A 13,982-nucleotide genomic window follows, 5' to 3' on the forward strand; every position below is an offset into this window, starting at 1 on the left:
CTGGACTACGAGAAATTATATCAATCCTACTATCTGCAGGTCTATTCTTATGTGATGACCCTGGTGCGAAATCAGCCGCTGGCGGAAGAGATCACGCAGAACACGTTCTACCGGGCTATGACCTCCAAAAAGACCTTTGCGCAAAGATCCGGCGAACTCACCTGGCTTTGCAGTATTGCCAAGCACCTGGCAGCAGACGAATACAGGAAGACCGGGAAAACCGCCGAGCTGGACGAGGCTGCCGCCGTCAGCGGTGGCCAGAATCCGGCGGATGCGGTGGAAGATAAGGAGACTGCGCTACAGATCCACCTGATCCTCCACGACCTTCCGGAGCCTTACAAGGAAGTCTTCCAGTTGCGGGTGTTCGGGGAACTGCCCTTCTCACAGATCGGGTTTATCTTCGGGAAAACAGAGAACTGGGCCAGGGTCACTTACCACCGCGCAAGAATGAAAATTCAGGAAAGGATGGAGAAACATGGATAAGAAGAATTTTTCGGAATGCGGGATCATTCAGGATCTGCTTCCCTTATATTATGATGATGTGTGTACGCCTGCCAGCAAAGAGCTGGTGCAGCGCCATCTGGAACACTGTGCAGCCTGCCGGGCGCTCTATGAGGATCTGGAAGACCGTTCCGTGGACCGCGTCATAGAAGCGGAGTCCCGGCAGGTTCTGGAACGGCACGCCAGAAAAGAGAGGACCGCCGCCTGGAAAGCCGGGCTTTTCATCAGCGTCCTGCTGCTCATCCCGGTGATCCTGACCTTCCTTTTCTCCATGGCCGTTGGCGGGGGACTGGGCGTCTTCTCCGTGACAACCGCCTCCATGCTCCTGGTGGCCGCATTGACTGCGGTGCCTCTTATGACAGAGCAGAAGAAACTGACAAAGAGTATCCTGGCCGGGATCTTTGCCCTGCTTCTGATCCTCTTTTTCGTGGACCGCATGAACGGCGGCGGACAGTTCCTGCTGCTCGCCATCCCCACCATTTTCGGGCTCTCCGTGCCGCTGTTTCCTTTTGTGATCCGGGGGCTTGCGCTGCCGCCCGTACTGTCGGATAAAAAGGCGCTGCTTACCATGGTCTGGGACACGGCTTGGCTGTTCCTCACCATCTTCACGGTCTGCCATCACTCCGGGGACGTGGAAGGGCTGCGTGCAGGCACCCTCATCAGCGTGATCCTGATGGCCGGCGTGTGGCTCGTCTTCCTGACCGCCAGATACCTCCCGGCCAACCGCTGGATCAAGGCAGGACTGATCTCCCTGATCACCGGAATCTGGATGGCATTTTCCAGCGACGCCTACGGGCTGATCGCGGAGCATAAACGGCAGCTCACCATCCTGGCGGCTGACTTTTCCGACTGGACCTCCGCCTGGAGCATCAACGCCAACACCTATCTTCTCTTCCTGGCGACGGGTATTCTGCTTGGGATCCTGTGCATTGCCATCGGGATCACAAGAGGGAGAAAATAAGATGATAATGCCCCGGAAATGTAAACATTTCCGGGGCAATCTTCATACACTTATATCTCTGCCTGAGCAATCAATATCAGTTCTTTCTCATTCATGGGCGGAACCATCATTTTTCTCATGCCAGTTTTTCAACACAGCTTCCACCTGGGCAATCAACTGCTCCTTATCCGGCATATAGAGAACATAGCGGGAAGCGAAAATGTTGTTGGAAAGACCGCCCAACGCATATTCTGCCGCCACACTGTCTTTCTCGGTACAGAGAATGATACCGATAGGCGGGTTATCATCAGGATCGTTGACTTCGGCCGCATAGTAGTTCAGATACATGTTGAGCTGTCCAGCGGCTTCCGGTGTTAGCTTTGTGGTTTTCAGCTCAACCAAAACATACGCCCGCAGGATTTTGTTGTAGAACACCATGTCCACATAATAGTGAATATTGTTTAATGTAACCCGCTGCTGTGTTCCCACAAACATAAAGCCGCGCCCCAGTTCCAGCAGGAACTTTTCAATCTGCGCTACCAGGGCCTTCTCCAAGTCACTTTCCAACATGGGCTTGTTTTCCGGCACACCCAAAAATTCAAATACATACGGATCGCGTATAATATCAGCTGGCTGGTTGATCTCGATCCCTTTCTGCGCCAGAGCAAGAACCTTTTCTTTATTGGCGTCCCCACTGGACAGCAGCAGACGCTCATAAAGGAAACTGTCAATCTGACGCTTCAGTTCGCGGACAGACCAGTTGGAATTGACGGCTTCCTTTTCGTAAAAGCTGCGTTTATTTACATCAGAAATACTTAAAAGTTCGCAATAGTGGGACCAGGACAATTTAACAGACACTGTCTGTTGAATTGAGTAGGTCTGATAAAAGCGCCGCATGAACTGAATATTGGAGACTGAAAAGCCTTTGCCAAACTCTTTCGTCAGTTCTTTGGATAACTCTTTCAGTGCCTGTTTTCCATATTCGGCCCGGTGCTGGCTTTGTTGCTCGTATTCCACAATCGCACGCCCAATCTGCCAGTAAGTGGACAAAAGTTGAGTATTGACCTGTTGTGCCACACTGGTTCTTGCGTTTTTCACCAGCTCCCGGATTTCCTGAATCAACGGATTGTTCGGCGTCAGTTGGTTCGCCATAGGATCCCTCCTTTATTCCATCGGCATACCATGCTGCCGGTTTACTCTTATTTATCAGTATATCCTATTTCCCGCTGAAAGTAAAACGCCAAAAGCACACGCACTATGGCAGGTTTGTTAACACCTCGCCTATATCCCCATCGATACAGATAGACCGATCCGCGATCTCTCCCGGCGCCCAGGCTTCCCCCAGATTGACGCAGGCGTACACTGCTTTCGGATTCTGCCGCGTCATTCTCCAGAATGGATACTTGATGATGACGGGGGTGTTTGTGCCTACTCCAAGTTCCAGATACAGGATATGCATCCCTGCATGGCTTTGCACAAACTTCTCATGGCGCCCGGCCGCTTCGTGCCAGCCATCGTCCTCCACAAAAGTCCCGTCACAACGAAGATTCATGGTCATCGGAGCGCCGCAGACGGGACAGCGGGGGATCAGTTCTGACGGAATCCTCATATCCCTTTGCTCAGCGACCATCTGCCGGACCGCAGCTTCATTGTCATAGGTTTTCTGATGACAGGGGCGGGAACACTGCCACAAGCCGTAATCTCCCTGGGTATAGAACAGCCGATTCTTGTCAAATCCGGCCTTCTGGAACTGGTGGTCCACATTGGTGGTCAGTACAAAATAGTCCTTATCCTTCACCAGATCCAGCAGTCTTTCATATACATCTGTCGGAGCCGGCTGATACCGGTTCAGGTCGATATTCCTGCTCCAGAATGCCCAGTATTCCTCCAAAGTGTCATAGGGATAAAACCCGCCGGAATACATATCATGAAATCCATACTTTTTCTGGAAATCAGAAAAATGATCTTCAAACCTTTTCCCTGAATAAGTAAAACCAGCTGATGTGGACAGCCCCGCGCCGGCTCCGATGAGGATGGCGTCCGCCGTATCCAGTTCCCGCTCAAGCCGGACGAGGCCGTCATACGAACGATTGTTAGATTCTTTCATTGTCTTTATGCTTCTCTTACCACACTGATACGCTTCTGGATATGATTTCCGTTTACAGCCTCATCCACCATTGCAATGGCGTAATCCGCATAGCTGATAATGCTTTCCCCTTTGGAATTGAGCGTCAGTTCCTCCCCGCCCAGAATGTATTTCCCGGTGCGCTCGCCCTCTGCCTGGAAATCTCCTGCCGGGCTGATGTAGGTCCATTTTACATCTTTCCGTTCACGAAGTTCAGAAAGCGCCTTTGCCATCGCACTGGCCAGCGGTTTGAATGCGTCCGGAAAGTCCGGCCCGTCAGCTACACATACCGTATGCTCCGGATTGACATACAGGCTTCCAGCGCCGCCTACGATAAGCAAACGGGTATCTGTACCGGAGAGGATATCACACAGGTGCTTCAAAGAAGTGCTGTGGAGCGGAAGTGTCTCCTCTGTCCATGCGCCAAAAGCGTCAATCACGACGTCAAATTCCTTGAGATCGTCAGCGGTCAGATCAAACAGATCCTTTTTCAGCACTTCCTTCGCCTCTGTGGCATTTTCCCCGCGGACAACGGCTGTGACGTCAAGACCTCTGCTGACTGCCTCTTTTACAATGAGTTTTCCTGCTTTTCCATTTGCACAAATTACTGCGATTTTCATTTTACATTCCTCCTAAAATATGAATCATCCTTTTGCTTTCAAATGGAGCTTTGGCCCGGCCGCTTTCCCTGGCTCCTGGCTATAGTATATTTTTAAAAGTTTCCAATGTAAAGTAAGCACTTTTTTGTACTGTAGTTACTAAAAGGAAACAATTGTGATTTTCCGGTGTTAAACATTGATTCTTTTTTTACATTGAGATATAATTTTTATAGTTTTACTGATATGACAGCAAACCAAAGGAGGCGATTTTATGGCATCGCAAACTGAAAAAAAGGAGCTCCCCGCATGCCCGGTTGAGACCACTCTTATGCTGATCGGAGATAAATGGAAAGTATTGATCCTCCGGGATCTGCTCCCAGGAACAAAACGCTTTGGCGAACTAAAGAAATCCATCGGAACTGTTTCGCAGAAGGTTCTGACCGCACAGCTTCGCGATATGGAACGCAATGGTCTTGTAAACCGCAAGGTCTACCCGGAAGTTCCCCCGCGGGTGGAATACTCCCTGACAGAACTTGGCCGGAGCCTGAAGCCCATTCTTGACGCCATGTGGGACTGGGGTGAGGAATTTAAAGCACAGAATACATAGCGCATTTTTTGTTTCTGGCGCAGAAAAAGGGACGTATCCACTTTCGGACACGTCCTTTTTCTAATTTCAATATTTTTATCCCACATTGTTTTAAAACTTGTTTTCAACATTTGTTTATATAAAGATGGCTCTTTGTTACGAAAACCGCACCCGCTCCATCACACTTCCTTTTCCCGACATATACCTTCCGGCAGCCAGCGGGATCGCTATGCACACCAGGACAATAAACAACGTCATCCCCACCACCGGCCAAAGCGGCACTGTGAACGGCACCATCATATAGTTCATGGACTGGTACACCAGATAGGTGATCCCAAGCCCCAGTGTGGCGGTAAGAAGCAACGAACCTGCCGCATAGAAAAGACCTTCTGTCACAAGAAGCCGGTTCCTCTGCCGGTCCGTCATGCCAATACTTTCCAGAATAGCAAGCTCCCTCTGCCGGCTCTGGATATTCCCGGTCACGGTGTTGATGTAATTCAGAATCCCAATAAATGCCAGAACGAGGGCAATGCCAAGCCCCACTTCCCGCATATTCCCCTGCGCGCGTTCCACTTCATGCAGGGTTTCCAGTTTAGATTCCCAGGAAAGAGCGTTTCCATCCGGACTGTTCTGAATCAGACCAAGCACTTTGCTTTCCGTTTCTTCATCATATTCCTGCGTGTATCTCACGCCAGCCTTGCAGATCCAGGGATTTTCCAGGAAATCCCTGACTACGGACTCGCTTACGATGATAGTCGGCGGATCTCCCAGCATGGGGCCGGTATAATACCCTTCGTCCGTGAACCCGGCAATCTCAAACGTACGCGTATTCCCGCTGTCTCCGTATTCTGCACAGGTCACCTGTGTTCCTGCCAGATTTTCCATCGTAAGTTCCAACCCGTTCCGATAGAGGACGCAGCTTTTTCCAGACAGAAAATCTTCCCGGTCCAGTGTCGTATCTACCACTTCCTGCAAATAGGGGAACTCCTCTTCGCTGATCCCCAGAATGACAGATCCGAAATTTTCCGGGTACTGCTGATATTCGCTCCGATCCTCCTCATAGGGAATCATCATCCATTTGGCATAGAATTCCTCCATCCACTGCTCTGCAAAATCCGGCTCCCAGGGAATCGTGATCTGCCCATACAACAGCGGATACACCGCTGAAACCCCATCCAGATGTTCCAGATCTTCCATAAACGAAGCCGTCAGAATATCCCGGTGATCTTCCGGGTCTTCCTTTCGCAGGGAATCATTGGTAATCGTAAGATCATTATTCATATGATTGGTCACAATGGTCCTGGCCGCCTGACTTTCCAACAGTGTACTGATACACAGAAAGACTGATAGAGCGGCCGCCAGAGACGTCATGATCACCAGAGACTTCTTTTTATCCTTCCAGATCTGATCCCATGCCATACGGCGCAGAAGCCTGCCCTTTTTCGTCTTGCGTCCGCCCATCTTCCCCTGCGCCGGCCGGTAACCTGCCGCCTCAAGCGGAGAAATGGATATCGCAAGTTTCACAGGTTTATAGCTTCCCAGGCAAATGGTCAACCCTGTCAGCGCCACGGTGAGAAGCAAAACCGCCGGATTCAGGGAAATCTGTATCTCACCCGCTTCTCTTGCACGGATTCCCAGCGCACGGATCACCGATGGAAATAAAAGGAAAGAAACAAGACTTCCCGTTATAAGTCCACACAAGATCCCGCCACATCCAAGGATCATCATCTGTCTGCGGATCAGACGCCGGATCTGCAGCCCTGTCATCCCCACCGTCTGAAGCAGGCCATAATACCGCACATTTCCCGCCACTGACAGATAAAGGATATTGTAGATCAGCAGGTAGGCGCACAGGCAGGTCACCAGGGCCAGACCGCACAGTCCAAAGAAGATTGGCAAAGAATACCCCAGTTCACTGGTAAAAAACAGCGCCTGCTGCTTTCCCAGATCCAAGCTTTCGATAAACGCATCCTGCTCGCTCTTTGTCATGATCTTTTTATCAAAATCCAGATGATACCTGCCGCATGTCACCTCGGAGATATCCGAACCGGATTGCCGGTAAAATGCCTCTGACACATAAAACGCCGACTTGGTGCCATACCCTTCCCATATCCCGGAAATCTCAAATTCCTTATCCATGAGGTTTCCGTCTCCATCCCTGTACCCGGCCCGGAAATGATCCCCCACTGTCAGGCCGGCCAGTCCGGCTTTTTCCAAACCTTCTTCCGTCACCATAACCTGATCTTCCTCCTGGGGATAGGTTCCTTTCACCCACTCCCTGGCAGGGGCCATGATCTCATCCCATAAGACCGGATCACACCAGATACAAGCCGCCTCCACTGTGTCGTCTCCCTGAGTGGATTCCAGATACCCGCTTAAGGCCAGGATTCCTGCCCGGCGGATATCCGGATCATTTTCACACTTTTCCCGCTGCTCCGGTGTGATCCCGTACAGGACAGCATCGTACTCTCCACCGTTCAGCCGGATATTCTGAACCTTTTGCATCTGAAAATAAGTGATCCCCACCGTAAAAATGGAAAACAACATAAAGGACGCCAGCACAATGGAAAGAAAAATGATCAGGTTACGTCCCCGGTTATGCTTCAGGGAACCCGCTGCCATTCGGTCAATAACCTTCCTGTTATTATTCGCCAGCATACGGATCACCTGCCTCCCCGCCGGACACCTTGTCATCGGGATCTCCTGCTCCCACGATCCGCCCATCCTCAATATGGACGATCCTGTCCGCCATCTGCGCAATATCCCGGTCATGAGTGATCAGGATCACTGTCTGCTGAAATTGCTTTGCCGCCACCTTCAAAAGTCCCATTACATCGTGGCCGGAAGCAGTGTCCAGGTTGCCGGTGGGCTCATCCGCCAGGATAATGGCTGGTTTTGCAGCCACGGCCCGCGCAATGGCCACCCGTTGCTGCTGCCCTCCGGAGAGCATGCCCGGCAGCGCTTCCCTCTTATCTGCAATCTGCAGAAGTTCCAGGATTTCCCTTACAAACGGCCGGTCAATCCGTTTCCCGTCCAGCTCAATGGGCAGCACTACATTTTCATACACATTGAGATCCGGCACCAGGTTATAATTCTGGAACACAAATCCCACCTTTCTCCTGCGAAAAACGGCCAGTTGCTCCCGCTTCATATCCGAAAGCTTTTTCCCGTCCACATACACCTCACCGGATGTGGGAATATCAAGACCACCGATCAGATGGAGCAGCGTACTCTTCCCGCTCCCGGATTTCCCGATAACAGCGATAAATTCCCGCTCCCTTACAGAAAGGTTCACTCCATCCAGCGCCTTGACCGTATTCTCCCCCAGCCGGTAATATTTTTTCAGACTCACGGTCCTTACGATCTCGTCTTTCATGTCTTTTCCCTCCTATGTGATCTCATCCTATCCCCTGAAAATCACAAACTGGTCTCAATCGCAAAAAATCACGAAACTGTGAATGTTCCGGCATTGGGCAGGAAAAGACAGAAATCCGCTCCCTTTCCTGCTTCTGAACGCACCTCCACATAACCGCCCTGAAGTTCTGCGATCTTGCGTGTCAGATAAAGCCCGATCCCAAGACCCTCCAGATCCTGCACCTCCGGCTCCCGGTAAAACCGGGTAAAGATCTGTGCCTGACGCTCCAGGGCAATCCCCTTTCCCGTATCTCTCACATGGATCTCTGTAAAAATCTCCTTTTTCTCTACGCATAGCGTAACCCGGCCCCCTTCCGGGGTGTATTTCACCGCATTATCCAGCAGGTTATAGACCGCTTCTTCTGTCCATTTCCTGTCATGGGAAAGAAGAAGCCTGTTCTTATCGGTTTCTCCTGACAACTTCTCTCCCCCGCCTTCTACTTCCAACGCAATGCTCTTTTTCGACGCGGCAGGTACCACCGCCGCCATGGCGCCGGCAAGAGTATCAAACAGGTCTCCTCTTTCTTTGCGGATCTGGATCACCCCCGTCTCCAGCCGGGACATTTTTACCAGACTCTGAAACAGGAAATCCAGCCGGTCTGTCTGATGTTCCAGCTTGTTCAGGAATTCCGTTACCTCCCCGGGCAGATCCATATCTTTTAAAATCTCCAGATAGATCTTTTGATTCGCAACGGGGGTTCTGGTCTGATGGGAGATATCAGAGATCAGCTCCTTCATCTGTTGCTTTCCCCGCAGATTTTCTTCATCTTTTTTCTCAAGGACATGCAGCGTCCTGCCCAGCTTTTCATTGACTTTTCCCAAAAGAGAATCCTGCATATCTGCGGACTCCTCCGGCTTTCTCCCCTGCAGGACCGCATCCAGACTCTCGTCCAGCCTGTCGGCAAATTCACAGACATCCTGCTTCAACTTCCAAAGCTTACAGCTAAGGATTCCTGCCAGAGCAATGGCGCATGCCAGCATGATCATTTTCCAATCCATTGATATCCCATCCCGTATACATTTGAAATATATTTGTGTTTCTCATCTTCAATCTTTCCCCGGAGTCGGTTCATGTTGACGGCCAGCGCATGCTTGTCCACAAACTGATTTCCCCCATCCCACAGGCGATCTAACAAAATCTCATAGGTAAGAAGCTGACCTTTGTGCATGAGAAATTCCTTCAGAATCCGAAACTCCGTGGGCGTCACGGTACAAAGTTCGCCCTCCCGCCGGATCTGCGCCTTATCCAGGTCAATCTGCAGGAATCCATCGTCAAAAGCAATCTTCTCTTTCTCTCTGTCCCGCTTCAGGATCACGTCGATCTTTTTTAACAGGATCTTCATGGAAAATGGCTTTGTCACATAATCTTCCGCGCCAAATTCATACCCTTTCAGCGCGTCCTCCTCCAGATCCCTGGCTGTCAGAAACAGCACCGGCACCCGGGAACGCTCCCGGACCCACCGGCAAAAGACAAAGCCTTCCCCATCCGGCAGATTCACGTCCAAAAGGATCAGATCCGCTCCCTGCTCTTCAAAGGCATTCTTCCCTTCTGCAATAGAATGGACGGAAGCCGTCCGGTATCCGTCCTTTTCCAGAACATAAGAAATCCCCTGGTTCATTTCCCGGTCATCTTCTATGATTAAAATTCGACACATATCTCTTTCCTTTCCCGATTCAGCAGAATAGCTGCTTCGTGCAATCATTATATCATGAAATACACATAAAAAAATCAGAGTCGCAGATTATCACGGAATTGTGACTATCTGCTCCCCTGATTTGCTCAAAATCTTTCTCACTGGTAAAATACGAAAAATATTTCTTTATTATGGAAGTCTTCCTATAATAACATTATTTATTGACAATAACATTTTAAATGTTATTATATGATTAAAAATGTAATTAAGGTGATTTATATGAAAAACATATTTAAAAAATATTTTGGGGATATTGTTTCCCTTCATGAAATAGAAGAAAAACCTCACATTGCACTTTTCCTGGCTGAGCGCCGTATGTTCCAGGTTAATATAGACGGCATTTCTTTTATACTGATTGAAATTGCGCCCGACGACAAATTTCCTGTAACTGCGTTAAAAAAGCAGATGGAAATCTACGAAAACAGTCTGCGTTCTCCTGTCGCCTTCTCCTTTGATTTTATATCCAGAATGCAGCGGGATTCTCTGATCCGTAAGCAGATCCCTTTTGTTGCAGGTCCGGATCAGATTTATCTGCCTTTTCTCGGCATGATTCTCAGCAATCGTTTCAGACTCCCCAGGGAAGTCAACAAAGAAAAAATGATGCCCGTCACACAGCAGTTGTTTTTATATCTACTCTATCAGAAAGAAAACTCTGCTGTAAAATATCTTGCCGCTAAGGATCTGCAGTGCACCCGCACATCCATTACAAGAGCCTCTGACCAATTATCGGCAATGGGTCTGATCAGACAGGAAAAAACAGGAAAAGAGATCCGCATGTATCTAAAATCCATACCGTCGAAAGCGATTCAGATGGTAAAGCCTTATCTGATCAATCCTGTTCAGAAAAGACTTACCGTCTGCAGGTCTGCTCTGGAAGGTAATCTTTTATATGCCGGCGAGACAGCTCTCAGTGAATATTCTATGCTCAATCCCCCGCGGATTACAGAAGCGGCTGTTTACAAAGCAGATGTAGATAAGAAATCTTTATGCGAAATCGACCCCAGATGGGTGGAGCCCGACACTCTGGTTACTATAGAACTTTGGAAATATAACCCTTCTTTCTTTGCCGTTTCAGGCAAGGTAGATCCTGTTTCACTGGCCTGTTCCCTGCAGGACCGGGCAGATGAAAGAATAGAAACTGCAATTGATGAAATGATGGAGGAATTGATATGGTAAAAAGGCGTCCTATTCCATCCTTCTTTTCTCACATGCGATCCACTCATCCAGCGTAAGCGGCACATAGTCGGAATACATACAAAAGCAATTGATCATGTTGCAGGGGATCTGTCTCGCTGTCCCGTCAGGACTTACCGAGGCAGTTTCCCTTGTGATCGCCTGAAACCGCTCCAGGAGCCGCTGATCCTGCGTATCATGCACATGGCCGTAAAGCATGTATACTTTAGGATTCCCTTTTTCATCCACACGGTACTGGCCATTGTAGCACATGATGGGATAATGGCAGAGGATCACCTTTCTCTTATTGTCCTGCAGTTCCTCATAGGGCTTGATCCACACAAACCGGCCTGCGTTATAGTCTTTGTTCTTCAGAAACCGGTCGTGGTTTCCCTGGATCAGATACAGGCGTCCGTTGAGCCGCTCCAGCAGTTCATTGGTTTCTTCCGCCTTTCCCCACGACAGATCCCCCAGGATAACGACCTCGTCATTCTTTCGCACTTTTCGGTTCCATTGCCGCAGCATATATTCGTTCATCGCCTCGACGCTCTCAAAGCCGCGCCGGTCCATTTTCGTATTCAGCGCCCCGTGGAAAAAATGCGGGTCCGCAATATAATATCTCACCTCTGATCACCTCCCTTGCCTGGATTGATACTAATTATTTAAAAAGAAATCTTTTTTATTATTTTTTTCATATTATCTATGATATCCTCATATGGCACAAAATCTTCCGTAAAATAACTTGTAATCGAATGGTAATCTTCTTCGTAAAAAGAGTTATCACAAAACTCTGTAATAAGAGCCGGTATATTTATCTTCGCGTCTGCAGACGGACACACCGACATCTGTGCCCTATGGTTTCGAACTTCTTTTACCAATAAAGCAAACTCATCATCAAAAGCAATGAAAGGCGTGAGTTTATAAATATCATATAAATGTCGGGAATATCTTTTTGATTTTCCCTGCATATAATAATCACAAAGAGCAAAAATCTTATCAATATAGGTTCTTTCTAAAGATTGCAGATTCATGAAAAATCTATCAAGAAAAAATTGTTCCGCAATATCTTTTCTATCTCGATTTTCCAGATAATCTCCAATAAAATTATGGATCTCTACCGATTGTGTGGGAAATGCATACGAGCCCAATGCCATTTCCAGTTTAACATACTGTGGCAGTCTTTCATCCTCCAATGCAAACACCGAGGTATAAGAAAAAAAATATGCATTATAATCTCTGTCACTCTGTGTCTCGTCCCAATTGACGATCGGCATTCCCAGTTTTTCGCTGATTCCTTTTAGAACAACATGCTTAAGTTTTTTCCTTCTACTCTCCCCAATATGTTCAATAAAGGTAATATCTATATCCTCCGAAAAACGATTGATTACATGAAACCCCTTGGATAAAGACGTTCCGCCTTTAAACACGCACAGTTCAAGTTGCTCTGATAGTAATCTCAAGATCATTGTCACATAATAATCTTTTTCTATCACTATAGAATTTTTCCCGCTTTCTTCTGCCACTTGCTCTACGATGGTTCTAAACATTTCTCTGTCTTCATGAAGATACATACTCTACCCCCGTCTCATAGATAGCCTTATAGATCTTAACAGGATACTTTGCTATAAACTGATCGATCCTCTTCTTGGTAATGCCGTTCCTTCTGGCATATTCTGTCAGAATCCTTCCACATGTCTCCAACTCTATTTCTGAACTTTTCTCAATATCTTTCAGACAATCAAGGAATTGTAATACCGATACATTTTCTTCCGTTACTTCTGCCACAGGCCTTCTGATAATATACGGTCTGTTTTTGATCATTATTTTTCTTACTGATGCAGGGGCAAAATTGCTGCTTATTTCCTGTGTATATGGAACCTGCACAGATAATCCCATACGGTTTGCCAACGTATACCCGGAATAATATCCAACTCGTCTTCCCCTCCGCATGATATATTTATGAACAGCTACTGTATCTGCAGAAAGAGACAACTTTTCACCCAGAATACCTGTCTTTGGAAAATAGTATACTCCCGGCTCAAATCGGCATATTGTTCCGCTGTCTGCATATTTTTTCAAATGATATCTGAGATTTTCTTCTGTCATCCCCGAAATCTGAATATCTCCTGTAAAAATCGGTTCTCCCGGAATATAATTTTTTATCAAATATTCATATAACATCTTTATTCTCCTAACAGTAAGTAAATATTATATTTACTTACTGTTAGTATACTTAAATGATATCCTTCTGTCAACCCTTCTACTCCACTTCCCGCAGCCGCTCCACAATAGTCATCCTCGCGATCCCCCGGTAGACCCCAAGAGGCAGGACAACCCCCAGCAGCAGGAAGACCGGCGCAGCCGCCCACAGGGCGGTCACATCAAAATGATAAGCAAAGAACCAGAACATATCTTCCAGCATGCCGCCGACCAGCGGTTCCAGAAGAAATACCAGCACAAGGGATAAAAGGACGGTGGCTCCCGCATAGAGAAGTCCCTCTGTCACCAGCATTTTCTTTAGCTGTTTTCCCGTCATGCCCACTGCCTGCAGCATGGCAAATTCCCGCTTTCTCACCAGGATCCCGGTGAGGATGGCGTTGAAGAAATTCAGGATCCCCACCACGCCCACGATGGCGCAAAGCGCGCCTCCAAGGAGCAGGAACATCTGCCGGAATCCCTGGAAATCCTGGCGGACCAGCGCCTTGCTTTCATACATCAAAGGGGACGTCTCCCCCTTTGTCAGCTCTGCCAGAAAGTGTTCCGCCGCTTCCTCTGCTTCCCGGTCTGGCGTATCGAACATGTAGAAGAGCGAATACAGCTCCTCTCCACTGTCTGCCTTTAGCTGCTCTGTCCCCATGATGGCATCCATGCCGTACATCAGGCTTGCTCGGAAGGAAATCTGGTAGGGCACTGTGACCAGCGCACAGACAGTGTATTCCACGTCATGGCT

General features: G+C 48.4%; 15 protein-coding genes. 4 read left to right on the forward strand and 11 right to left on the reverse strand.

The features are described from left to right. Window positions 1–54 precede the first annotated feature (54 nt). Window positions 55–483, forward strand: coding sequence for an RNA polymerase sigma factor (locus tag H6A13_RS01745; protein ID WP_243424698.1), 429 nt, complete (start codon window positions 55–57; stop codon window positions 481–483). After that, window positions 476–1,462 (forward strand): zf-HC2 domain-containing protein, encoded by a 987-nt coding sequence (locus tag H6A13_RS01750; RefSeq protein ID WP_204907892.1) that lies wholly within the window; start codon window positions 476–478, stop codon window positions 1,460–1,462. The genes H6A13_RS01745 and H6A13_RS01750 overlap by 8 nt, the downstream gene beginning before the upstream one ends. 87 nt (window positions 1,463–1,549) lie before the next feature. On the opposite strand, the gene H6A13_RS01755 is transcribed toward H6A13_RS01750, so the two are convergent. From H6A13_RS01755 to H6A13_RS01765, 3 genes are all read right to left on the reverse strand, one after another. Further along, entirely contained in the window at window positions 1,550–2,593 is a 1,044-nt protein-coding gene (locus H6A13_RS01755; protein WP_204907893.1) for a PDDEXK nuclease domain-containing protein, read from the reverse strand. 103 nt (window positions 2,594–2,696) lie between these two features. Further along, the gene (locus H6A13_RS01760; protein ID WP_204907894.1) at window positions 2,697–3,548 is read right to left on the reverse strand and encodes an SIR2 family NAD-dependent protein deacylase; all 852 of its coding nucleotides are present in this window, start codon (window positions 3,546–3,548) and stop codon (window positions 2,697–2,699) included. A gap of 5 nt (window positions 3,549–3,553) precedes the next feature. Continuing rightward, on the reverse strand, window positions 3,554–4,186 hold the full coding sequence (locus H6A13_RS01765) for an NAD(P)-dependent oxidoreductase (RefSeq protein ID WP_204907895.1): 633 nt from the start codon (window positions 4,184–4,186) through the stop codon (window positions 3,554–3,556). Window positions 4,187–4,436: 250 nt separating this feature from the next. Here H6A13_RS01765 and H6A13_RS01770 point away from each other — a divergent pair, with 250 nt between their 5' ends. After that, window positions 4,437–4,772: a winged helix-turn-helix transcriptional regulator gene (locus H6A13_RS01770; RefSeq protein ID WP_204907896.1), complete on the forward strand. Its 336-nt coding sequence runs from the start codon at window positions 4,437–4,439 to the stop codon at window positions 4,770–4,772. 135 nt (window positions 4,773–4,907) lie between these two features. On the opposite strand, the gene H6A13_RS01775 is transcribed toward H6A13_RS01770, so the two are convergent. From H6A13_RS01775 to H6A13_RS01790, 4 genes are all read right to left on the reverse strand, one after another. Then, window positions 4,908–7,445 carry an ABC transporter permease gene (locus tag H6A13_RS01775; RefSeq protein WP_243424699.1) on the reverse strand — a complete coding sequence of 846 codons (2,538 nt, stop codon included), beginning with the start codon at window positions 7,443–7,445 and terminating at the stop codon, window positions 4,908–4,910. After that, complete coding sequence (locus tag H6A13_RS01780; protein WP_204907897.1) at window positions 7,396–8,127, reverse strand: ABC transporter ATP-binding protein; 732 nt, start codon at window positions 8,125–8,127, stop codon at window positions 7,396–7,398. The genes H6A13_RS01775 and H6A13_RS01780 overlap by 50 nt, the downstream gene beginning before the upstream one ends. A gap of 68 nt (window positions 8,128–8,195) precedes the next feature. Further along, window positions 8,196–9,164: a sensor histidine kinase gene (locus H6A13_RS01785; protein WP_204907898.1), complete on the reverse strand. Its 969-nt coding sequence runs from the start codon at window positions 9,162–9,164 to the stop codon at window positions 8,196–8,198. Continuing rightward, window positions 9,149–9,820: a response regulator transcription factor gene (locus H6A13_RS01790; protein WP_204907899.1), complete on the reverse strand. Its 672-nt coding sequence runs from the start codon at window positions 9,818–9,820 to the stop codon at window positions 9,149–9,151. The genes H6A13_RS01785 and H6A13_RS01790 overlap by 16 nt, the downstream gene beginning before the upstream one ends. A gap of 258 nt (window positions 9,821–10,078) precedes the next feature. On the opposite strand from H6A13_RS01790, the gene H6A13_RS01795 reads away from it, so the two are divergent. After that, window positions 10,079–11,035 (forward strand): MarR family transcriptional regulator, encoded by a 957-nt coding sequence (locus H6A13_RS01795; protein WP_204907900.1) that lies wholly within the window; start codon window positions 10,079–10,081, stop codon window positions 11,033–11,035. A 9-nt stretch (window positions 11,036–11,044) separates the two neighbouring features. Here the strand turns inward: H6A13_RS01795 and H6A13_RS01800 are convergent, their stop codons facing one another. From H6A13_RS01800 to H6A13_RS01815, 4 genes are all read right to left on the reverse strand, one after another. Further along, on the reverse strand, window positions 11,045–11,656 hold the full coding sequence (locus H6A13_RS01800; RefSeq protein ID WP_204907901.1) for a metallophosphoesterase: 612 nt from the start codon (window positions 11,654–11,656) through the stop codon (window positions 11,045–11,047). Window positions 11,657–11,694: 38 nt separating this feature from the next. Further along, window positions 11,695–12,603: a nucleotidyl transferase AbiEii/AbiGii toxin family protein gene (locus H6A13_RS01805; protein WP_204907902.1), complete on the reverse strand. Its 909-nt coding sequence runs from the start codon at window positions 12,601–12,603 to the stop codon at window positions 11,695–11,697. Then, on the reverse strand, window positions 12,590–13,213 hold the full coding sequence (locus tag H6A13_RS01810) for a DUF6088 family protein (RefSeq protein WP_204907903.1): 624 nt from the start codon (window positions 13,211–13,213) through the stop codon (window positions 12,590–12,592). The genes H6A13_RS01805 and H6A13_RS01810 overlap by 14 nt, the downstream gene beginning before the upstream one ends. A 79-nt stretch (window positions 13,214–13,292) precedes the next feature. Next, window positions 13,293–13,982, reverse strand: a 690-nt coding sequence (locus tag H6A13_RS01815; protein ID WP_204907904.1) for an FtsX-like permease family protein, incomplete at its 5' end; no start/stop codon positions are given.

Origin of the sequence: Mordavella massiliensis (assembly GCF_016902415.1) — a bacterium.
Taxonomy (GTDB): Bacteria; Bacillota; Clostridia; order Lachnospirales; family Lachnospiraceae; genus Merdimonas; species Merdimonas faecigallinarum.

Coding starts and splice junctions, on each gene's coding strand:
- H6A13_RS01745 (WP_243424698.1), top strand. CDS start 55: ATGACCCTGGTGCGAAATCAGCCGCTGGCGGAAGAGATCACGCAGAAC.
- H6A13_RS01750 (WP_204907892.1), top strand. CDS start 476: ATGGATAAGAAGAATTTTTCGGAATGCGGGATCATTCAGGATCTGCTT.
- H6A13_RS01755 (WP_204907893.1), bottom strand. CDS start 2,593: ATGGCGAACCAACTGACGCCGAACAATCCGTTGATTCAGGAAATCCGG.
- H6A13_RS01760 (WP_204907894.1), bottom strand. CDS start 3,548: ATGAAAGAATCTAACAATCGTTCGTATGACGGCCTCGTCCGGCTTGAG.
- H6A13_RS01765 (WP_204907895.1), bottom strand. CDS start 4,186: ATGAAAATCGCAGTAATTTGTGCAAATGGAAAAGCAGGAAAACTCATT.
- H6A13_RS01770 (WP_204907896.1), top strand. CDS start 4,437: ATGGCATCGCAAACTGAAAAAAAGGAGCTCCCCGCATGCCCGGTTGAG.
- H6A13_RS01775 (WP_243424699.1), bottom strand. CDS start 7,445: ATGACAAGGTGTCCGGCGGGGAGGCAGGTGATCCGTATGCTGGCGAAT.
- H6A13_RS01780 (WP_204907897.1), bottom strand. CDS start 8,127: ATGAAAGACGAGATCGTAAGGACCGTGAGTCTGAAAAAATATTACCGG.
- H6A13_RS01785 (WP_204907898.1), bottom strand. CDS start 9,164: ATGGATTGGAAAATGATCATGCTGGCATGCGCCATTGCTCTGGCAGGA.
- H6A13_RS01790 (WP_204907899.1), bottom strand. CDS start 9,820: ATGTGTCGAATTTTAATCATAGAAGATGACCGGGAAATGAACCAGGGG.
- H6A13_RS01795 (WP_204907900.1), top strand. CDS start 10,079: ATGAAAAACATATTTAAAAAATATTTTGGGGATATTGTTTCCCTTCAT.
- H6A13_RS01805 (WP_204907902.1), bottom strand. CDS start 12,603: ATGTATCTTCATGAAGACAGAGAAATGTTTAGAACCATCGTAGAGCAA.
- H6A13_RS01810 (WP_204907903.1), bottom strand. CDS start 13,213: ATGTTATATGAATATTTGATAAAAAATTATATTCCGGGAGAACCGATT.